This window comes from Buttiauxella izardii (assembly GCF_003601925.1).
GTDB lineage: Bacteria > Pseudomonadota > Gammaproteobacteria > Enterobacterales > Enterobacteriaceae > Buttiauxella > Buttiauxella izardii.
Window position 1 is genome coordinate 79,189 of record NZ_QZWH01000022.1, and the last position, 20,528, is coordinate 99,716.

The following is a 20,528-nucleotide window of genomic DNA, read 5'->3' on the forward strand; positions in this document are numbered from 1 at the left end:
TTATGCCCCTTTATCCATATCTTTGCCCAATGGGATTGCGTCTTCATTAGCAAAATTTTCCACCGAGGCCGATTTTTCAAAGAAATGCGGTGCCATTTTCACTAAGCCGCCGGTCTGGTAATACGGGTCGCTTGCGCTAATCGGCAGCGAAACAATGCTGCGGGTGATGGCTGATTTATAGATTGCGGTGATGAGTTCCAGCGAACGTTTACCTTGCGGGCCATCCACTAACGGCGCGGTGCCGGTTTGCAGTGCGTGCAGGAAGTTGTCGATTTGCCCGGTATGCAGCGTCCAGTTCAGGCGCGGGATAGTCTGGTAACTATCTTCAAGCTGGTTTTCCAGCGAGGTATCGCGGGCTTCTATCGGGAAACCATTGGGTGCGGCGATGCTGGCGAATTTATCCCACGGTGCAGAAATACGGGCTTTCTCTCCCTGAATCACGATTTTTTGGTCTTCGCCGTGATGCACGACGGAGGCGGTCAGTTGCGTCAATGCGCCCGTGTCATATTTGAAAATCGCGGCGCTGAGGTCTTCGACTTCGGCGTTGTCATGGGAAACGTTGGTGGTGATGGCGACCACTTCTGTCGGGAAGCCGAGCATCCACTGAATAGCGTCGATATGGTGCACCGCATGGTTGAGCGTGCAGCCGCCGCCTTCTTTTTCCCAGGTTCCGCGCCACCACAGGTCGTAATAGGAATGGCCACGCCACCAGAATGAATCCACCTGCGCGTGGCAAATCTTGCCGATTTGGTTGCTTTCGAGCACTTTTTTCAAACGCCAGAAAGCATCGGTAAAGCGGTTCTGGGCGATGATCGACAGCGTTTTTCCGCTTGATTTAGCGGCGTTAATCATCGCATCGCATTCCTGGAGCGAAGCCGCCATGGGCTTTTCACACAGCACATGCTTGCCCGCATTGAGCGCATCAATAGAAATAGCCGCGTGAACATATGGCGGGGTGCAGATATCAAATACATCAATGGATGGGTCGTTAAGAATATCCTGATGGTTGCTGTAGACTTTTGCATTCACCAGCCCGTAATGCTTTTTCTTCTCTTCGGCTTTCTCCGGGTAGATATCAACAAGGGCGACAATCTGGCAGCGGTCAGGAAATTCAAGATAGCCCTGAATATGATTGTGGGAAATATTACCGGTTCCAATAATGGCAATTCTTTGCATTGTGATCTCACTTATAGAGAAAATATTCAGTAACAATCATTTTTTGAGAGCATAGTTATGGTTTTTTTTGCATACAACCGCTATTTATGACAGGAATTGCACGACATAAATAATGCCGTGGCGATGAAACAAAAATGCTTGTGATGAGAAAGAGTTAGTCATGAAAATAATGTCAAAACGCTAATGAGGCATCGATCACAAAATGACGGGGAAGCTGAAAATCAAAGAGATAGCCGGGCTGACAGGGCTTTCGCCAAGCACGGTATCCCGAGTGCTGGCGGGTAAAAATAATGTCAGCCCGCAGGCAAAAGAAAAGGTTTTTTACCACGCTCGTCATATGGGTATTTTGCGCGATATCCCCGCCAGCCGTTTGCTGATGAATTCATTATTAGTTTGTGCTCCGGCGGCGGCTTTCACGCCTAATGGCGATCGTTATTATTACGAAGTGATTCAGGGAATTATTTCCGAAGTTTCACATTACGATATTCACGTAAAAAAATGTGCGCTGGATATTAACGAAGCGGACACCGCTTTATTTATGAAACACGTTAATCAGGAAGAGGTCGATGGCGTAATAATCATTGGCATTGATGATGAGTCTTTGTATCGCCTGGCCGCAGAAAGTAATAAACCCGTCGTGACAATTAATGGCCGCGATAAAAAGATGCGCCTTGATTGTGTTTCGCCCGATCATGCTTCCATCGGTTATAGCGCGGCAAAACATCTGTTAGAAAAAGGCCATCGACAGGTACTTTTATTTACCGATTTGCGCCGGGAAACCATGATCCAACGGCTCGAAGGCTTTAAACGAGCCTGCCAGGATCACCATCTTGCTTTTGATGAGTCCGAGCATTTGCTGGTGACGAAAGGCTACGGCGAGACAGAAGCGCGGGTGAATTTTATAAAATATCTCGAGCAGCGTTCCAGAGATCAGCTGCCGTCGGCCATTTTATGCGGCGGCGGAGCGATTGCACGCGCCGTGCTCAGTGAGCTGAAAAACCGCCAGCTGCTGATGCCAGAAGATATTTCCGTGATGAGTTGTGCTTATTCCCATGAAATGGACGAAATAAAATCGATGGGATTAACCGCCGCTTTTCAGCCGTGTCGCGAGTTGGGTATTGAAGCGGTTTGTATCCTGCAAAGCCGCTTAACGCGCAACATCAGCTCCCGGTTTAATTTATTGCTCCAGGGTTCCATTGAGTTGGGCAATTCGGTGGCAGACGTGAACTGGCGGCGCAGGGAGTTGTATCAGACGCATTCAATCCCATAAAAGAATCATGGGATTAATGGCTTTTACTGATAATTCCGCCGTTTTGTCATAAATTTCTAATTATCGGTGTTTTCAAGTGGCGAGCCTGAGCAGGGCTGGTTAACCTGAGAACGTTATAGTTACAGATTAAATTAATAAAAGAGAGTGAATATGGATGAGTCACAAGTCCGCGTAGCAATCGCGGGTGCGGGTGGTCGCATGGGGCGACAACTGATTCAGGCAGCATTGCAGCTGGATGGCGTAACACTGGGTGCAGCGCTTGAGCGCACGGGTTCATCCTTAGTGGGAAGCGACGCAGGCGAATTAGCGGGTGTGGCGAAAACCGGCGTTGTCGTTAGCGACAGCCTCGATGCGGTGGTGAATGATTTCGATGTGTTTATCGATTTCACGCGCCCGGAAGGCACTCTGAACCACCTGGCATTCTGCCGCCAGCACGGCAAAGGCATGGTGATTGGCACCACCGGTTTTGACGATGCGGGCAAGCAGGCGATTACTGACGCATCGCGTGAGGTGCCGATTGTTTTTGCCGCCAACTTTAGCGTTGGCGTGAATGTGATGCTCAAGCTGCTGGAGAAAGCGGCCAAGGTGATGGGCGATTATACCGATATCGAAATCATCGAAGCGCATCACCGTCATAAAGTCGATGCGCCGTCAGGCACCGCGCTGGCGATGGGTGAAGCTATCGCTCACGCAATGGACAAAGATTTGAAAGAGTGCGCCGTTTATTCCCGCGAAGGGTACACCGGCGAGCGCGTTCCAGGCACTATTGGCTTTGCCACAGTGCGTGCGGGCGACATTATTGGTGAACATACGGCGATGTTTGCAGACATCGGCGAGCGTATTGAAATCAGCCATAAAGCTTCTAGTCGCATGACTTTTGCCAATGGCGCGGTTAGATCGGCATTATGGTTGAAATCAAAGAAAAACGGTCTTTATGATATGCGAGACGTGCTGGATCTCAACAGTTTGTAAATATTATTACCCATCGTGATGTGGTTATTACAATCGTAATGTTTTGATTGTCAGGGCAATATTTTATTGCCCTTTTTATTTGTTGTTATTTTAAGGTCTTTGTCCATCATTTGTTTTGTAGCCTTCATAATTCCCAATCTTTAGCCTGATTATTGTATCTTTTCTGTTAATTTTGACCACTTGGTCTACTTTTGATGCTCGTGAGCATCAGTTTCGCATTCATCCCGCCCCGCAATCGGTTACGCACTATTAGTTAGCTGTTGATTTCAACGCTCAATTCCTATTTTTCCACCCAGAGTGCTAAAAAACACATAAAAAGTTGCTCTTATGGTAGACTTTTGCCCGGCCTCTCACTAGAATGCCGCCGTTTGTCAAAAATCCAAATGACAGGCTGTTTTGCATTGATTCCTGAATTCGTTTTGAATTAATATGCAAATAAATTGACTGTTTATTCCCTGGAGGGCGTTTTGATTAAGTCAGCAATATTGGTTCTGGAAGACGGAACCCAATTCCACGGTCGGGCCATTGGGGCATCGGGTTCGGCCATTGGGGAAGTCGTTTTCAACACCTCTTTGACCGGTTATCAAGAAATCCTCACTGATCCTTCCTACTCCCGCCAGATTGTCACTCTTACTTATCCTCATATCGGAAATGTCGGCACCAACGCTGCTGATGAAGAATCCTCCCAGGTACATGCGCAAGGCCTCGTTATCCGTGACCTACCACTGATTGCCAGCAACTACCGCAATACCGAAGACCTTTCTTCCTACCTCAAGCGCCATAACATTGTGGCCATCGCCGATATCGATACTCGTAAGCTGACCCGAATTCTGCGTGAGAAAGGTGCACAGAACGGCTGCATTATTGCCGGTGATAACCTGGACGCAGCACTGGCGCTGGAAAAAGCGAAAGCCTTCCCAGGCCTGAACGGCATGGATCTGGCGAAAGAAGTGACCACTCAGGAAGCTTACTCCTGGCAGCAGGGGAGTTGGACGCTTGAAGGCGAACTGCCAGAAGCGGCCAAAGAAGAAGATTTACCGTTCCATGTCGTGGCCTACGATTACGGCGTGAAGCGCAACATCCTGCGTATGCTGGTGGATCGCGGCTGCCGCCTGACGGTGGTTCCTGCGCAAACTTCCGCTGAAGATGTGCTGAAGCTAAATCCAGACGGTATCTTCCTGTCGAACGGCCCTGGTGACCCGGCGCCATGTGACTACGCGATCAGCGCCATCAAATCCTTCCTGGAAACTGACGTGCCGGTATTCGGGATTTGTCTGGGCCACCAGTTGCTGGCTCTGGCGAGCGGCGCGAAAACCGTGAAGATGAAGTTTGGTCACCACGGCGGCAACCACCCGGTTAAAGATTTGGACCGCGATTGCGTAATGATTACCGCGCAGAACCACGGTTTTGCGGTAGAGGAAGAAACGCTTCCAGCGAACCTGCGCGTGACGCACAAGTCACTGTTCGATGGCACGCTGCAAGGCATCCATCGCACGGATAAAGCGGCCTTCAGCTTCCAGGGGCACCCAGAAGCCAGCCCAGGCCCGCACGATGCCGCGCCGCTGTTTGACCACTTTATCGAATTGATTAAGCAATACCGTTCTACCGCCACTCTTAATAGCAAGTAAGTATCAGGAGCTAAGAAAATGCCAAAACGTACAGATATAAAAAGCATCCTGATCCTCGGCGCAGGCCCAATTGTTATCGGCCAGGCGTGTGAGTTCGACTACTCCGGTGCGCAGGCGTGTAAAGCGCTGCGTGAAGAGGGTTACCGTGTTGTGCTGGTGAACTCCAACCCGGCAACGATTATGACCGACCCGGAAATGGCCGATGCGACTTACATCGAGCCGATTCACTGGGAAGTGGTCCGCAAAATCATTGAGAAAGAGCGCCCGGATGCGGTTCTGCCAACTATGGGCGGCCAGACTGCGCTGAACTGTGCGCTGGAACTGGAACGTCAGGGCGTGCTGGCTGAGTTTGGCGTCACCATGATTGGTGCGACAGCCGATGCGATTGATAAAGCCGAAGACCGCCGCCGTTTCGACGTGGCGATGAAAAAAATCGGCCTTGATACTGCGCGCTCCGGCATTGCTCACAATATGGAAGAAGCGCTGGCGGTTGCCGCTGACGTTGGTTATCCGTGCATCATTCGTCCTTCATTTACCATGGGCGGCACGGGCGGCGGTATCGCTTACAACCGTGAAGAATTCGAAGAAATCTGCGAGCGTGGTCTGGATCTTTCGCCAACCAAAGAGCTGCTGATTGACGAATCGCTGATTGGCTGGAAAGAGTACGAAATGGAAGTGGTGCGTGATAAAAACGACAACTGCATCATCGTCTGCTCTATCGAAAACCTTGACCCGATGGGCATTCACACCGGTGACTCCATCACCGTTGCGCCAGCGCAAACGCTGACCGACAAAGAATACCAAATCATGCGTAACGCCTCGATGGCGGTGCTGCGTGAAATCGGCGTCGAAACCGGCGGTTCCAACGTGCAGTTCTCGGTGAACCCGAAAACAGGCCGTTTAATTGTTATCGAGATGAACCCGCGCGTATCGCGTTCATCTGCGCTGGCTTCTAAAGCGACCGGCTTCCCGATTGCGAAAGTGGCGGCGAAACTGGCAGTCGGCTACACCCTCGATGAACTGATGAACGACATCACCGGCGGCAAAACGCCAGCGTCGTTCGAACCGTCTATCGACTACGTTGTGACAAAAATCCCACGCTTTAACTTCGAAAAATTCGTTGGCGCGAACGACCGCCTGACCACACAGATGAAATCTGTTGGCGAAGTGATGGCGATTGGTCGCACGCAGCAGGAATCTCTGCAAAAAGCGTTGCGCGGCCTGGAAGTGGGCGCGACCGGTTTTGACCCGAAAGTGAATCTGGACGACCCGGAAGCGCTGACCAAAATCCGCCGCGAACTGAAAGACGCTGGCGCGGAGCGAATCTGGTATGTGGCTGACGCATTCCGCGCGGGTCTGTCCGTTGACGGCGTGTTCAACCTGACCAACATCGACCGCTGGTTCCTGGTACAAATCGAAGAGCTGGTGCGCCTGGAAGAGAAAGTTGAAGAAATCGGCATAACCGGCCTGGACTACGACTTCCTGCGTATGCTCAAGCGCAAAGGCTTTGCCGATGCGCGCCTGGCGAAACTGGCTGGCGTTCGTGAGTCTGAAATTCGCAAACTGCGTGAGCAATATAAGCTACACCCGGTTTATAAGCGCGTTGATACCTGTGCGGCGGAATTCTCAACCGACACCGCCTACATGTACTCCACTTATGAAGACGAGTGCGAAGCGAACCCGAACAACGACCGTGACAAAATCATGGTGTTGGGCGGTGGCCCGAACCGTATCGGCCAGGGTATCGAATTCGACTACTGCTGCGTACATGCTTCTCTGGCACTGCGCGAAGACGGTTACGAAACCATCATGGTTAACTGTAACCCGGAAACCGTGTCCACCGATTACGACACTTCCGACCGCCTGTACTTCGAGCCGGTAACGCTTGAAGACGTGCTGGAAATCGTGCGCGTTGAGAAGCCAAAAGGCGTCATCGTGCAGTACGGCGGCCAGACTCCACTGAAACTGGCGCGTGAACTCGAAGCCGCTGGTGTGCCAATTATCGGCACCAGCCCGGACGCTATCGACCGCGCAGAAGACCGTGAGCGTTTCCAGCACGCGGTTGACCGCCTGAAACTGAAACAGCCAGCCAACGCCACTGTGACTACCATCGAAATGGCGGTAGAGAAAGCGGCACACATCGGCTACCCGCTGGTGGTTCGCCCATCCTACGTTCTGGGTGGCCGCGCAATGGAAATCGTTTATGACGAAATCGATTTGCGCCGTTACTTCCAGACCGCGGTTAGCGTTTCCAACGATGCGCCAGTGCTGCTCGACCGCTTCCTCGACGATGCGGTAGAAGTGGACGTTGACGCGATTTGCGACGGCGAAACCGTGCTGATTGGCGGCATCATGGAGCACATCGAACAAGCAGGCGTTCACTCCGGTGACTCCGCATGTTCTCTGCCAGCTTACACGCTGAGCCAGGAAATCCAGGACGTGATGCGCCAACAGGTGCAGAAACTGGCTTTCGAGCTGCAAGTTCGCGGCCTGATGAACGTGCAGTTTGCGGTGAAAGATAACGAAGTCTACTTGATTGAAGTGAACCCGCGAGCGGCGCGTACCGTACCGTTTGTCTCCAAAGCCACCGGCATGGCGCTGGCGAAAGTCGCGGCACGTGTGATGGTTGGGCAAACGCTGGTTCAGCAGGGCATGACCAAAGAAATCATTCCACCATACTACTCGGTGAAAGAAGTGGTGCTGCCGTTCAACAAGTTCCCAGGCGTTGACCCACTGTTAGGGCCAGAAATGCGCTCTACCGGTGAAGTGATGGGCGTGGGCCGCACCTTCGCAGAAGCGTTCTCTAAAGCGATGCTGGGCAGCCAGTCCACGATGCGTAAACCAGGCCGTGCGCTGCTTTCCGTTCGCGAAGGCGACAAAAAACGTGTTGTCGATTTGGCCGCCAAGCTGCTGAAACAGGGCTTCGATCTGGATGCGACTCACGGTACTGCGGTGGTGCTGGGCGAAGCGGGCATTAACCCGCGCCTGGTGAACAAGGTGCATGAAGGTCGTCCGCACATTCAGGACCGTATCAAGAATGGCGAATACACCTACATCATCAACACCACGGCAGGCCGCCAGGCGATTGAAGATTCCAAGCTGATTCGCCGTAGCGCACTGCAATACAAAGTGCATTACGACACCACGTTGAACGGTGGTTTTGCGACCGCGATGGCACTCAATGCTGACGCGACTGAAAAAGTGATTTCCGTTCAGGAAATGCACGCGCAAATCACCAAGTAATCGCATCTCGATACTTTTAAAACCCGCTGCGGCGGGTTTTTTTTCGCTTATTGTTCCTGGAGAGCGACACTTCAGAGTGTTCTGTATTTGCCAGCGAGGCCGGAAATTCCTGCTAAAGTTTTTAGTCTGAAGATGAGAAATGACTACAAACAGGGAGAACCACATGCAAAACAAAATTCTGCTGGCGTCCATATTCGCTGCTGCAACGCTGATGACTGTTGCAGGCTGTTCGTCTAATCAGGCGGTAAAAACCAGCGATGGCAAAACCATTGTGACCGACGGCAAGCCGCAGGTAGATGACGACACGGGCCTGGTTTCATACAAAAATGCTGAAACGGGCAAGACCGAGCAGATTAACCGCGATCAGGTCAAATCTATGGGCGAACTGGATAACTAATTCAGGTTTTCCCACTTAGCCCGTCAAGAATTATGACTATTAGCCTGTTGAATTACTGACTACACTCTTTGAGAAAAGAGAGCAGTAAAACAACAGGCTAATTGATGATCTTAATTATTTATGCGCACCCCTATCCGCAACACTCCCATGCCAACAAGAAAATGCTCGAACAAGCATCACTTCTACCCGATGTAGAAGTGCGCTCCCTCTATGAGCTTTACCCCGATTTCAACATTGATATTGCCGCTGAACAGCAGGCATTAAACCGCGCTGATTTGGTTATCTGGCAGCATCCTATGCAGTGGTACAGCATGCCGCCATTAATGAAACTGTGGATCGATAAGGTACTGGCTCACGGCTGGGCGTACGGTCACGGCGGAACGGCGCTGCGCGGAAAACAGGTGATGTGGGCGGTGACGACCGGCGGTGGCGATCACCATTTTGATCTTGGCGACCATCCCGGTTTTGATGTGCTCGGGCAGCCTTTACAGGCGACGGCACTGTATTGCGGCATGAACTGGCTGCCGCATTTCACCATCCATTTCACGTTTGTCTGTGACGAAAACACCCTTGAAGTGCAGGCCGAACAATATAAACAACGCTTGATCGAGTGGCTGGAGGCAAACCATGGATAGCCATACCATGATTCAGGCGCTGATTTACCTCGGCTCCGCGGCGATCATTGTGCCGATTGCGGTCAGGCTCGGCTTGGGATCGGTGCTCGGCTACCTGATTGCCGGGTGCATTATCGGGCCGTGGGGATTCAGGCTGGTGACCGATGCCGAAACTATTCTGCACTTTGCGGAAATCGGCGTGGTGCTGATGCTGTTCGTTATCGGCCTTGAACTTGACCCACGCCGCTTGTGGACGCTACGTGCGTCGGTGTTTGGTGGCGGCGCGTTGCAAATGGTGGCGTGCGGGCTGTTGCTCGGTTTGTTCTGCATGTTCTTAGGTTTGCGCTGGCAAGTGGCTGCGCTAATCGGGCTGACGCTGGCGCTGTCTTCCACCGCCATTGCGATGCAGGCGATGAATGAACGTAACCTGACGCTTTCGCAAATGGGCCGCAGTGCGTTTGCCGTGCTGTTATTCCAGGATATCGCTGCCATTCCGCTGGTGGCAATGATTCCGTTACTCGCTACCAGTGGCGCAACCACCACGTTTGCCGCGTTTTCTATTTCGGCGCTGAAAGTGGTGGGCGCATTGGCGATTGTAATATTACTTGGGCGCTATGTGACTCGCCCGCTGCTGCGCTTTGTAGCGCGTTCCGGCCTGCGTGAAGTATTCAGTGCCATGGCCTTATTTATGGTGTTTGGCTTCGGTTTATTGCTCGAAGAGGCCGGACTTTCGATGGCGATGGGCGCGTTTCTGGCGGGGGTTTTGCTGGCGAGTTCCGAATACCGCCACGCGCTGGAAAGCGATATCGAACCGTTTAAGGGTTTGCTGCTGGGGCTGTTTTTCATCGGCGTGGGCATGTCGATAGACTTCGGCACGCTGCTGGAAAACCCACTACGAATTGTCGCGCTGCTATTCGGCTTCCTGGCGATTAAAATTATTACGCTGTGGCTGGTGGCAAAACCGCTCAACGTGCCGCGTAAACAGCGGCGCTGGTTTGCCGTTCTGCTCGGGCAGGGCAGTGAATTTGCCTTTGTGATTTTTGGCACCGCGCGAATGGCTGAGGTGCTGGACGACAGTTGGGCAAAATCGCTGACGCTAGCCGTCGCGCTGTCTATGGCGGCAACGCCATTGCTGCTGGTGTTACTCAATCGCCTGGAAAAATCCGGCAAAGAGCAGGCACGTGAAGCGGATGAAATCGACGAAGAACAGCCACGCGTGATCATCGCGGGCTTCGGGCGTTTCGGGCAAATCGCCGGGCGTTTGTTGCTGACCAGCGGGGTAAAAATGGTGGTTCTTGACCACGACCCGGACCACATTGAAACGCTGCGTAAGTTTGGTACTAAAGTGTTTTACGGCGATGCGACGCGTGTGGATTTGCTGGAATCTGCCGGAGCGGCAAAAGCTGAGGTTTTGATCAACGCCATCGACGATCCCGATGCCAATATGCAGTTAGCGGAACTGGTGAAGGAGCATTTCCCGCATCTGAAAGTGATTGCCCGCGCGCGTGACCTTGACCACTTTATCCGTCTGCGCCAGCTTGGTGTTGAGCAACCCGAGCGTGAAACCTTTGAAGGATCGCTGAAAGTAGGGCGGCGAGCGCTGGAATTCCTCGGCGAGGGAAGTTACGAAGCCCGGGAACGAGCCGATCACTTCCGCCGTTACAATATGCAAATGGTCGAAGAGATGGTTCCGGCGGCGGACTGGTCGGCGCGTGCTGACGTGTTTAAACGCACTAGTGCGATGCTGACTGAGGTCATTAACGAAGACCGTTCGCATCTGAATGTGATTCAGCGCCACGGCTGGCAGGGAACAGAAGAGGGGATTCATTCGGGGAAATTAGCCGATGAACCGCCGGTGAAACCGGAATAACGAAAAAGCTCTCTTTCGTAGGTCGGATAAGCGGCAGCGTCATCCGACTATTCCGGCGCAAATGGTGGATGACGCCTTCGGCTTATCCACCTTATAAAATCAGCTCAACGCCACTTTAATCCCGAGCGCAATCAACATTCCGCCCAGCAGTTTATCGACAATTTTCTGTGCTTTAGCAAGGCCGCGACGCACCGGTTCGCTTTGAATCAGCACCACTAATACCGGCCACCAGACCACTGACAACATCAGGATCACGCCTGCGTACCAAAGCTTTTCCATAGTGCCGGAATTCACGTTTAAAACTTGTGTGAAAACAGAAAGGAAAAAGAGTGTCGCTTTCGGGTTCAGCAGGTTGCAAAGATAGCCTTGTAAGAAGGCTTTTTTGAGTGTGGTTTGCTGGCGTTCAACCTGACTGACATCCATTTTGCTGCCGCCGCGAGCAAATAGCGCGTGCAAACCAATCCAAATCAGATAAGCCGCACCGGCGTATTTGAGGACATCAAACAACCACGGAGTCGTGGTAATCACCACCGCTAAACCCGCGACACAGTAAGTCATGTGCGTGGCGACTCCGCTGATAACACCTAATGACGTCATCATCGCCGCAGCGCGTGGATAACGGGCCGCATTTTTAATAACCAGGAAGAAATCAGGCCCCGGAGAAAGCATCCCCAAAGTGGCAATGGTGGCGACAAAAAGCGTGGTTTCTAACATGGTGTAATCCGGTGCAGACAAAGAAACGTGAACTATACCGCAGCTATTGCGTAAACTTATAGTGGGTGGCGAAGTGCAGTGAAGAATTTTTTACGTCACCTTTTACGTTACTTCTGACGCTTTTACGCTAACTCATTGTTCCTGCTCAATCAGGAAGTAATGCGTTACGCCTTTACAGTCGCAGAACAAAAATATTCTCACCGACAAGCTTGCGGACAGTCGACGAAAGAATGCGCTTTCCGTATAGTGGCGGCAATTTTTTCACCACCCTTGGGTTAATAGAATGATCAGTCTGATTGCTGCATTAGCGGTAGATCGTGTAATTGGCATGGAAAACGCCATGCCCTGGGAAATACCTGCCGATCTGGCCTGGTTTAAACGTAATACGTTGAATAAGCCTGTCGTTATGGGGCGTTTGACCTGGGAATCCATCGGTCGTCCGCTGCCTGGTCGTAAGAACATCGTTATTAGCAGCAAGCCCGGCACCGATGACCGCGTTGAGTGGGTTTCATCTATCGAAGACGCGATTAAAGCCTGTGGCGATGCGGAAGAGATTATGGTGATTGGCGGCGGGCGTATTTACGAACAGTTCCTGCCGAAAGCTCAGCGCCTGTACCTGACGCACATTGATGCGGAAGTGGAAGGTGACACACACTTCCCGGATTACGATCCGGACGAGTGGCAGTCAACGTTTAGCGAATTCCACGATGCCGATGAGAATAACTCACACGGTTATTGTTTTGAGGTTCTGGAACGTCGTTAAGGCGTTGAAGAATGAAAAAACCCGGTTAATTACCGGGTTTTTATTATGAAGCGATAGCCGTTTCACCACCGCCAACATCCTGTTGACGATTCGATGGCTGAACAAAGTACGTTTTATCTTCCCAGCGCAGGCAGGTGAGTTCACCGCCCCAGCAGCAGCCGGTATCCAGCCCGTAAATCCCTTCAGGCGTACCTTTGCCTTCCAGTGATGCCCAGTGCCCGAAGATAACGGAATACTCAGCAGTGACGGGGCCAGGAATGGCAAACCACGGTTTCAGCGGCGCAGGTGCGCTTTCTGGCGTGTCTTTGCAGTACATATCCAGTTGCCCGTTCGGGAAGCAATAACGCATACGAGTCAAAGAGTTAGTAATGAAACGCAGACGGGCTAACCCGGAGAGTTCTGGCGACCAATTGTTTGGCATATCGCCATACATTGCGTCGAGGAACAGCGGATAGCTGTCGCTGGATAATACGGCTTCGACATCACGAGCGCAGGCCATTGCGGTGGTTAAATCCCACTGCGGGGTAATCCCGGCGTGTGCCATCACCAGTTTTTTCTCTTCATCAACCTGAATCAGAGGTTGGCGACGCAACCAGTTCAGCAATTCGTCGGCATCTGGCGCTTCCAGTAATTGTGAAACGCGATCCTTCGGTTTATTGCGGCTGATGCCGGCATAAACCGCAAGAAGATGGAGATCGTGATTGCCGAGCACAATTCGCACGCTGTCGCCAAGACTGCGCACGTAGCGCAGCACTTCAAGCGAGCCTGGCCCACGCGCGACGAGATCGCCCGTAAGCCATAAAGTATCTTTGCCAGGCGTAAACTCAACCTGTTGCAGTAGGGCTATCAGTTCATCGTAGCAACCGTGAACGTCGCCAATCAGGTATGTAGACATCGTATCAGTGAATGAAGGCTGGAATAGCCAGACGGAATACGGGAATAGCGACGCGGAACGCATCGCCCTGAGAGTCGACCATTTCGTAATGGCCTTGCATCGTGCCAAGCGGTGTTTCAAGGACGGCACCGCTGGTGTAGCTGTATTCGTTGCCCGGTTCAATATGCGGCTGGACGCCTATCACGCCCTCGCCCTGAACTTCAGTTTCATGGCCGTTGCCGTTGGTGATAAGCCAGTAACGGCCAAGCAATTGCACCGGTGTTCGCCCCAGGTTACGGATGGTGACGGTATAAGCAAAGACGAAACGTTCGTTCTCAGGTGAGGACTGTGATTCGATATAGACGCTTTGTACCTGAATGCATACGCGGGGCGAATTCAACATCGTTAACTCTCCTTCGGCTGCTGCTGTGGATGCTCAGCCAAATAGTTTGCCAGTTGGCAATACTGTGCGACTGAGATGTTCTCAGCACGCAGGGTTGCGTCGATTCCAAGCTCAGCCATCACTTCAGGGCTGAACAGATGGCCCAGGCTGTTACGGATCGTTTTGCGACGTTTATTAAAGGCTTCAGTAGTGATGCGGCTTAATACACGTAGCTCTTTTACAGGGTTTGGAATGACCGCGTGTGGAACCAGACGCACAACGGCTGAATCAACCTTTGGTGCTGGCGTGAAGGCCGTTGGCGGCACTTCAAGCACTGGGATCACGTTGCAATAATACTGCGCCATCACTGATAAACGACCATATGCTTTACAGTTCGGGCCAGCAACTAAACGGTTTACCACCTCTTTTTGCAGCATAAAGTGCATGTCTGCAATGGCATCAGTATAGCTAAAGAGATGGAACATCAATGGCGTGGAGATGTTATACGGCAGGTTGCCAAATACGCGCAACGGCTGACCGATTTTTTGCGACAGCTCTCCAAAATCCATGGTCATGGCATCTTGCTGATAAATCGTCAGCTTTGGTGCCAGGAACGGATGCGTTTGCAGGCGCGCTGCAAGATCGCGGTCCAGTTCGATGACGGTCATTTCATCCAGGCGTTCACCCACAGGCTCGGTTAATGCGCCGAGGCCGGGGCCGATTTCAACCATCGCCTGGCCTTTTAGTGGATTAATAGCAGAGACAATACTGTCGATAACGAACTGGTCATTAAGGAAGTTTTGTCCAAAACGTTTACGGGCTAAATGGCCCTGGTGGACACGAGTATTCATTGAGTATTAACAATCATTTTGATGGCGAGATTAAGCGCCGTAATAAAACTGCCGACCTCGGCTTTCCCCTGACCGGCTAGTTCTAGCGCGGTGCCATGGTCAACCGAAGTGCGGATAAAAGGTAAGCCTAGCGTGATATTCACCGCGCGACCAAAGCCCTGGTATTTGAGTACCGGCAAGCCCTGATCGTGGTACATCGCCAGTACTGCGTCGGCATTATCGAGATATTTAGGCTGGAACAGCGTATCTGCCGGAAGCGGGCCAGAGAGTTTCACCCCTTTAGCGCGCATTTCATTCAGTACTGGAATGATGGTATCAATTTCTTCCGTGCCCATGTGGCCACCTTCCCCGGCATGGGGGTTCAGGCCACAAACCAACACGTGCGGCTCGGCGATACCAAACTTGGTTTGCAGGTCATGATACAGGATGGTGATTATCTGGCGTAATAATTCTGGCGTTATTGCGTCAGAAATCGCTTTCAACGGCAGATGCGTCGTTGCAAGCGCCACGCGCAATTCTTCCGTTGCCAGCATCATCACGACTTTTTCGCTGTGCGACCGCTCTTCAAAGAACTCGGTATGGCCGATAAACGGGATACCGGCATCGTTAATAATGCCTTTGTGTACTGGCCCGGTAATCAGTGCGGCAAATTCGCCGTTAATACAGCCGTCACAGGCACGCGCCAGCATCTCAACGACATAGGCACTGTTTCTCACATCCAGTTGTCCTGGGACGACTGGAGCGCGTAATTCGATGGGAAGAACGGTGAGCGTGCCGGCAACTTGCGGGCTTGCGGGAGTGCCAGGCTGGTAAGTTTTAATCTGGAGAGGAAGGCCGAGTAAGGCAGCACGTTCCTGGAGGAGTTCAGGCGAAGCCGCGACAACCATTTCTACGGGCCAGTCGCGGCTTGCCAGCGCGATGACCAGGTCGGGGCCAATCCCGGCGGGTTCGCCGGGAGTGATGACCACGCGATGGGTATTAGCCATTGCTACCGATAACTTTTACGTAGGCAGAGGCACGTTGTTCCTGCATCCAGGTTTGTGCTTCTTCAGAGAACTTACGGTTGAACAGCATGCGATACGCACGATCTTTCTGCGCAGCATCGGTTTTATCAACGTTGCGAGTATCCATAAGTTCAATCAAATGCCAGCCGAAGGAGGAGTGAACAGGTGCGCTCATCTCGCCTTTATGCATTTTTGACAGAGCATCGCGGAACGCAGGATCGTAGATATCCGTCGCCGCCCAACCCAAATCGCCGCCCTGGTTCGCTGAACCTGGATCTTCAGAGAAGGATTTTGCTGCCGCAGCAAAGGTGGTTTTGCCGCTCTTAATATCCGCTGCAATCTGGTTCAATTTAGCGCGAGCCTGATCGTCATTCATAATAGGTGACGATTTCAGCAAGATGTGACGCGCATGAACTTCAGTCACAGAAATGCTCTGGCTCTGACCACGCAGGTCGTTCACTTTCAGAATGTGGAAACCGACGCCTGAACGAATTGGGCCGATAACATCACCTTTCTTCGCGGTGCTTAAAGCTTGTGCGAAAATAGACGGCAGTTCCTGAATACGACCCCAACCCATTTGGCCGCCTTTCAGCGCTTGTTGGTCAGCGGAGTAGGTAATAGCCAGTTTGCCGAAGTCTCCACCACTTTGCGCCTGAGCGACGATATCTCGCGCTTGTTTTTCCGCATCATCGACCTGAGTAGATGATGGGTTTTCTGGCAATGGAATCAGAATGTGGCTTAAGTTCAGCTCGGTGCTGCTGTCGTTCTGGCTACCCACTTGCTGCGCAAGAGAATCAACTTCTTGCGGCAGAATAGAGACGCGACGACGCACTTCGTTATTACGCACTTCCGAAATCGTCATCTCTTTGCGGATTTGAGCACGGTAAGTATTGTAGTTAACGCCGTCATAGGCCAGACGACTGCGCATCTGGTCCATGCTCATTTTGTTTTGTGCCGCGATATCAGCAATCGCTTTATCAACTTGCTCATCGGACACTTTAACGCCCATTTTCTGGCCCATCTGCAACATGATTTGATCCATGATCAGACGTTCCAAAATTTGATGACGCAAAGTGGCGTCGTCAGGAAGCTGTTGCCCGGCTTGTTGCGCGCCTTGTTTCACTGACTGCATCATGCCGTCAACGTCGCTTTCCAGTACCACACCGTTATTCACTACGGCTGCAACTTTATCGACCACCTGTGGGGCCGCGAAAGAGGTATTCGCCGCAAAGACGATACCGAGAAGCAGCGTTCTCCAATTCTTCATACTTTTTCCATTTACTTAGCCGCAAAGCGGACTGCGATTTCTAGTCAAAGTGAATTACATCGAGCTCTGATAAGGCAGAATGTTAGAACGCAACATCTGCTGAGTGCCCAGGCCGTAGTTGGAACTCAGGCCACGTAACTCGATGTTAAAGCCAATTACGTTATCGTATTTGCTTTCGTTGTTTTCCCAGCCGTTAATTTTACGCTCGTAACCTACACGAATCGCATAACAGCAAGAGCTGTACTGCACTGCCAGCATGGAGTCAGCGGTTTGCTGCGCCTTGGTGTCGTAGTAATACGCACCGACCACAGACCAACGGTCAACTACAGGCCAACTCGCGGTCATCCCAACCTGGGAGATGCCGTTTTCATACTGTGGCGCATTGATGTTAATGTTCGTGATGGTCGCACCAATGTATTCAGGGCTTGCGTAACGGTAGTTAAATTGCACTAAACGATCGTTATCTTTGCGATATTCGATAACACCGTTACCGGTCGCTACGTTATCCAGACGAGTATCGTATTGCAGCCCACCACGTAAACCCCAACGGTCAGTCATACGCCAATAGGTGTCGCCTGCCCAAACCACTGAACCTGTTTCGTCGACTTTTTCACTATTGATACTTTCATCACCAGTACGAGACTTAGTGAAGTAGTAGATTTGACCCACAGAAGCATTAAAACGTTCAACCGCCGCATCATCATAAATGCGAGTGGTGAGGCCGGTTGTCACCTGATTGGCGGAGGCTATACGGTCAAGACCACCGTAAGTCCGATCGCGGAACAAGCCAGTGTAGTCAGATTGTAACAGTGCCGAATCGTAGTTGTTGATGTTGCTTTGATCACGGTACGGTACATAAAGATACTGAACGCGCGGTTCCAGCGTTTGTTCCCAACCCATCGCTGAATCCATCGAACGGTCGAAAATAAGCTTTCCGTCCATTTTGAATTGCGGAAGGGTGCGATTGACGGTTTCTTCTAACTTGCTGTTAGGGTTGACATTTTTTTCGTATTTTTCGAGGTTGTCTTGCTGATAATGCGTCGCCATAAATTTGGCTTCGGTATTCAGGCTCGCCCAGCCGTTGGACAATGGCAGACTAATAACCGGCTCAACGTGCAGACGCGTCGCTTCAGGCATATTGTTGTTAAAGTTAGTAAACTTAACGGCCTGGCCATAAACACGTGTATCAAACGGACCGACATCATTTTGATAATAGTTCATATCCAACTGGGGTTGGGCGCTGTAAGAATTTGCACCACTATTACGTTGGGTATCAAATATCTGGAACTGTTTGGTCGAAAGCGTGGCGTCAAAGTTTTCTACAGCGTAACCCACGCTAAATTTCTGCGTGGCGTAGCCGTCAGTACTGGTACCGTATTGGGAAGTGAAGTCATTGAAATAATTGGGATCGCTGACTTTGGTGTAGTCGATATTAAAACGCCACACCTGATCCATCACGCCACTATGATTCCAGTAGAACAACCAACGTCGCTCATCACCGCTTGGGTTTTTAGCAACGTCGTCTTTGTATTCTTTATCTGACAGCAGGTAATCGAATTCCATGATACCCGCACCCGCTTTGGTCAGATAACGGAATTCGTTCTGCCACTGTGTGCCACGTTCTTCCATGTAATGCGGAGTGATAGTGGCATCAAAGTTCGGTGCGATGTTCCAGTAATACGGCAGACTGAACTCAAGACCATTGTTCGAACTGTATTTCGCATTGGGAATAAGGAAACCTGAACGGCGTTTATCGCCAATCGGTAACTGCAAATAGGGACTGTAGAACACCGGAACCGGCCCGATTTTAAAACGAGCATTCCAGATTTCAGCGAGTTCTTCTTCTCTATCCTGAATCACTTCACTCCCCACAACGCTCCAGGTATTGGAACCCGGTAAGCAGGAAGTAAATGTGCCATTTTCCAGAATGGTATAACGATTATTCCCGCGCTGTTTCATCAGATCGGCTGTACCACGCCCCTGGCGGTCTACCATTTGGTAGTCACCTTTCCAGACGTTGGTATCTTTGGTATTCAGATTCGACCAGGCTTTTGGGCCTTTCAGAATGACCTGATTATCGTCGTAATGAACGTTGCCAACCGCATCAACGGTGCGAACAGGATCAGGCTGACCCTCGACCTGTTTCTGATGTAGGAGGACTTCGTCGGATTGCAGGCGGCTATTGCCTTGCTGAATATCGACATTGCCACTGAACACCGCGTCGTCAGGATAATTTCCTTTTGCGTGATCGGCATTTATAGTGACAGGCAGGTTGTTGGTGTCGCCTTCAATTAATGGGCGATTGTAACTTGGCACACCAAGCATACACTGCGACGCAAGATCGGCAGCCATACCTTGTTGACTATATAGCGCTGCGCCAATCAAAGTGGCCAGCAAGGTGGGAATACGTTTTTTCATACGTGTTATTCGTTGTTCCATCATCAATGGCTTAGCGTCGGCAAACGGTCAGAGACTAACTTACTCATCACCACAGCGCTAGTGTTAATCCTGTCCGTTTAGCAGTCTGCCGTTAGGCACCGCTATCAATGACGGGTATGATAAAGCAAATTCTAGCCGACGGCATGACGATTTGGGGAGTATATGCAGTATTGGGGAAAAGTACTCGGTGTCGCAATAGCACTTATTATGGGTGGTGGCTTCTGGGGTGTGGTATTTGGGTTACTGATTGGTCATGCCATCGATAAGGTGCGTAGCCGTCGTCAATCCTGGTTTTCTAACCAACAACAGCGCCAGTCACTCTTTTTTAGCACCACATTTGAAGTGATGGGCCATTTGACCAAGTCAAAAGGGCGCGTGACCGAAGCGGATATCCAGATAGCCTCGCTGTTAATGGATCGCATGCAATTACACGGCGATGCACGCAGCGCGGCACAGCATGCATTCCGTGTGGGCAAAGAAAATGGTTACCCGCTGCGTGAAAAAATGCGCCAGCTCAGAAGCGTGTGCTTCGGGCGTTTTGACCTGATTCGGATGTTTCTTGAAATTCAGATTCAGGCCGCATTTGCCGATGGTTCTTTGCATCCGAACGAACGAGAAGTGCTGTATGTGATTGCCGAAGAGCTGGGCATTTCGCGCATGCAGTTCGACCAGTTCTTGCGCATGATGGAAGGCGGCCAGCAGTTTGGTGGCGGATACAATCAGTCACAGGGCGGCGGTTTCCAGCAACAACGTGGGCCAACGCTTGAAGATGCCTGCAACGTGTTAGGCGTTAAAAGTAGTGACGATGCCACAGCTATTAAACGTGCGTATCGCAAATTAATGAGCGAGCATCACCCGGATAAACTGGTTGCCAAAGGTCTACCGCCAGAAATGATGGAAATGGCCAAGCAGAAGGCGCAGGAAATCCAGAAAGCCTATGACCTGATTAAGACGGCGAAAGGTTTTAAGTAAGAAAAGAGACCCTCACCCTAACCCTCTCCCCAAAGGAGAGGGAATTGTCCGGTTTTCTCCCTCTCCTGTGGGAGAGGGTCGGGGTGAGGGGA

17 protein-coding genes are annotated in these 20,528 nt (G+C 51.4%); 9 read left to right on the plus strand and 8 right to left on the minus strand.

The genetic code is table 11. The annotated features are described in order from the left end of the window. Positions 1–1,176: a Gfo/Idh/MocA family protein gene (locus D6029_RS11140; RefSeq protein ID WP_120064822.1), complete on the minus strand. Its 1,176-nt coding sequence runs from the start codon at positions 1,174–1,176 to the stop codon at positions 1–3. Positions 1,177–1,378: 202 nt separating this feature from the next. Between D6029_RS11140 and D6029_RS11145 the strand changes: the two genes are divergently transcribed. The 7 genes from D6029_RS11145 to kefC all read left to right on the plus strand — a co-directional run bounded on the left by D6029_RS11145 (position 1,379) and on the right by kefC (position 11,170). Then, on the plus strand, positions 1,379–2,446 hold the full coding sequence (locus D6029_RS11145) for a LacI family DNA-binding transcriptional regulator (RefSeq protein WP_120064823.1): 1,068 nt from the start codon (positions 1,379–1,381) through the stop codon (positions 2,444–2,446). A 150-nt stretch (positions 2,447–2,596) separates the two neighbouring features. Further along, entirely contained in the window at positions 2,597–3,418 is an 822-nt protein-coding gene (gene dapB / locus D6029_RS11150) for a 4-hydroxy-tetrahydrodipicolinate reductase (protein WP_120064824.1), read from the plus strand. Positions 3,419–3,885: 467 nt separating this feature from the next. Then, positions 3,886–5,046, plus strand: a complete 1,161-nt coding sequence (carA, locus tag D6029_RS11155) for a glutamine-hydrolyzing carbamoyl-phosphate synthase small subunit (protein WP_120064825.1) — start codon at positions 3,886–3,888, stop codon at positions 5,044–5,046. 18 nt (positions 5,047–5,064) lie between these two features. Further along, positions 5,065–8,289, plus strand: a complete 3,225-nt coding sequence (carB, locus tag D6029_RS11160) for a carbamoyl-phosphate synthase large subunit (RefSeq protein ID WP_120064826.1) — start codon at positions 5,065–5,067, stop codon at positions 8,287–8,289. Between the two features lie 163 nt (positions 8,290–8,452). Then, entirely contained in the window at positions 8,453–8,686 is a 234-nt protein-coding gene (locus tag D6029_RS11165) for a YgdI/YgdR family lipoprotein (RefSeq protein WP_120064827.1), read from the plus strand. A gap of 104 nt (positions 8,687–8,790) precedes the next feature. Continuing rightward, positions 8,791–9,321: a glutathione-regulated potassium-efflux system oxidoreductase KefF gene (gene kefF, locus D6029_RS11170; protein WP_120064828.1), complete on the plus strand. Its 531-nt coding sequence runs from the start codon at positions 8,791–8,793 to the stop codon at positions 9,319–9,321. Continuing rightward, on the plus strand, positions 9,314–11,170 hold the full coding sequence (kefC, locus tag D6029_RS11175) for a glutathione-regulated potassium-efflux system protein KefC (RefSeq protein WP_120064829.1): 1,857 nt from the start codon (positions 9,314–9,316) through the stop codon (positions 11,168–11,170). The genes kefF and kefC overlap by 8 nt, the downstream gene beginning before the upstream one ends. A 99-nt stretch (positions 11,171–11,269) precedes the next feature. On the opposite strand, the gene D6029_RS11180 is transcribed toward kefC, so the two are convergent. Beyond that, positions 11,270–11,884, minus strand: a complete 615-nt coding sequence (locus D6029_RS11180) for a LysE family transporter (RefSeq protein ID WP_120064830.1) — start codon at positions 11,882–11,884, stop codon at positions 11,270–11,272. A gap of 283 nt (positions 11,885–12,167) precedes the next feature. On the opposite strand from D6029_RS11180, the gene folA reads away from it, so the two are divergent. Then, complete coding sequence (gene folA, locus D6029_RS11185; protein WP_120064831.1) at positions 12,168–12,647, plus strand: type 3 dihydrofolate reductase; 480 nt, start codon at positions 12,168–12,170, stop codon at positions 12,645–12,647. A gap of 43 nt (positions 12,648–12,690) precedes the next feature. On the opposite strand, the gene apaH is transcribed toward folA, so the two are convergent. The 6 genes from apaH to lptD are packed head-to-tail and all read right to left on the minus strand — an operon-like array spanning position 12,691 to position 19,443. Continuing rightward, positions 12,691–13,542 (minus strand): bis(5'-nucleosyl)-tetraphosphatase (symmetrical) ApaH, encoded by an 852-nt coding sequence (apaH, locus tag D6029_RS11190; RefSeq protein ID WP_120064832.1) that lies wholly within the window; start codon positions 13,540–13,542, stop codon positions 12,691–12,693. Positions 13,543–13,546: 4 nt separating this feature from the next. Further along, positions 13,547–13,924: a Co2+/Mg2+ efflux protein ApaG gene (gene apaG / locus D6029_RS11195; RefSeq protein WP_034498452.1), complete on the minus strand. Its 378-nt coding sequence runs from the start codon at positions 13,922–13,924 to the stop codon at positions 13,547–13,549. Between the two features lie 2 nt (positions 13,925–13,926). Then, positions 13,927–14,754 carry a 16S rRNA (adenine(1518)-N(6)/adenine(1519)-N(6))-dimethyltransferase RsmA gene (gene rsmA / locus D6029_RS11200; protein WP_034498450.1) on the minus strand — a complete coding sequence of 276 codons (828 nt, stop codon included), beginning with the start codon at positions 14,752–14,754 and terminating at the stop codon, positions 13,927–13,929. Beyond that, the gene (gene pdxA, locus D6029_RS11205) at positions 14,751–15,740 is read right to left on the minus strand and encodes a 4-hydroxythreonine-4-phosphate dehydrogenase PdxA (RefSeq protein WP_120064833.1); all 990 of its coding nucleotides are present in this window, start codon (positions 15,738–15,740) and stop codon (positions 14,751–14,753) included. Before pdxA ends, rsmA begins: the two co-directional genes overlap by 4 nt. Further along, positions 15,733–17,025 carry a peptidylprolyl isomerase SurA gene (surA, locus tag D6029_RS11210; RefSeq protein WP_120064834.1) on the minus strand — a complete coding sequence of 431 codons (1,293 nt, stop codon included), beginning with the start codon at positions 17,023–17,025 and terminating at the stop codon, positions 15,733–15,735. Before surA ends, pdxA begins: the two co-directional genes overlap by 8 nt. Before the next feature lie 54 nt (positions 17,026–17,079). Beyond that, complete coding sequence (gene lptD, locus D6029_RS11215; RefSeq protein ID WP_120064835.1) at positions 17,080–19,443, minus strand: LPS assembly protein LptD; 2,364 nt, start codon at positions 19,441–19,443, stop codon at positions 17,080–17,082. Between the two features lie 183 nt (positions 19,444–19,626). Here lptD and djlA point away from each other — a divergent pair, with 183 nt between their 5' ends. Continuing rightward, positions 19,627–20,436, plus strand: coding sequence for a co-chaperone DjlA (djlA, locus tag D6029_RS11220; protein ID WP_120064836.1), 810 nt, complete (start codon positions 19,627–19,629; stop codon positions 20,434–20,436). Positions 20,437–20,528: the final 92 nt, after the last annotated feature.

Coding starts and splice junctions, on each gene's coding strand:
- rsmA (WP_034498450.1), bottom strand. CDS start 14,754: ATGAATACTCGTGTCCACCAGGGCCATTTAGCCCGTAAACGTTTTGGA.
- kefC (WP_120064829.1), top strand. CDS start 9,314: ATGGATAGCCATACCATGATTCAGGCGCTGATTTACCTCGGCTCCGCG.
- lptD (WP_120064835.1), bottom strand. CDS start 19,443: ATGAAAAAACGTATTCCCACCTTGCTGGCCACTTTGATTGGCGCAGCG.
- surA (WP_120064834.1), bottom strand. CDS start 17,025: ATGAAGAATTGGAGAACGCTGCTTCTCGGTATCGTCTTTGCGGCGAAT.
- pdxA (WP_120064833.1), bottom strand. CDS start 15,740: ATGGCTAATACCCATCGCGTGGTCATCACTCCCGGCGAACCCGCCGGG.
- D6029_RS11165 (WP_120064827.1), top strand. CDS start 8,453: ATGCAAAACAAAATTCTGCTGGCGTCCATATTCGCTGCTGCAACGCTG.
- kefF (WP_120064828.1), top strand. CDS start 8,791: ATGATCTTAATTATTTATGCGCACCCCTATCCGCAACACTCCCATGCC.
- djlA (WP_120064836.1), top strand. CDS start 19,627: ATGCAGTATTGGGGAAAAGTACTCGGTGTCGCAATAGCACTTATTATG.
- apaG (WP_034498452.1), bottom strand. CDS start 13,924: ATGTTGAATTCGCCCCGCGTATGCATTCAGGTACAAAGCGTCTATATC.
- carB (WP_120064826.1), top strand. CDS start 5,065: ATGCCAAAACGTACAGATATAAAAAGCATCCTGATCCTCGGCGCAGGC.
- D6029_RS11145 (WP_120064823.1), top strand. CDS start 1,379: ATGACGGGGAAGCTGAAAATCAAAGAGATAGCCGGGCTGACAGGGCTT.
- D6029_RS11180 (WP_120064830.1), bottom strand. CDS start 11,884: ATGTTAGAAACCACGCTTTTTGTCGCCACCATTGCCACTTTGGGGATG.
- folA (WP_120064831.1), top strand. CDS start 12,168: ATGATCAGTCTGATTGCTGCATTAGCGGTAGATCGTGTAATTGGCATG.
- D6029_RS11140 (WP_120064822.1), bottom strand. CDS start 1,176: ATGCAAAGAATTGCCATTATTGGAACCGGTAATATTTCCCACAATCAT.
- dapB (WP_120064824.1), top strand. CDS start 2,597: ATGGATGAGTCACAAGTCCGCGTAGCAATCGCGGGTGCGGGTGGTCGC.
- apaH (WP_120064832.1), bottom strand. CDS start 13,542: ATGTCTACATACCTGATTGGCGACGTTCACGGTTGCTACGATGAACTG.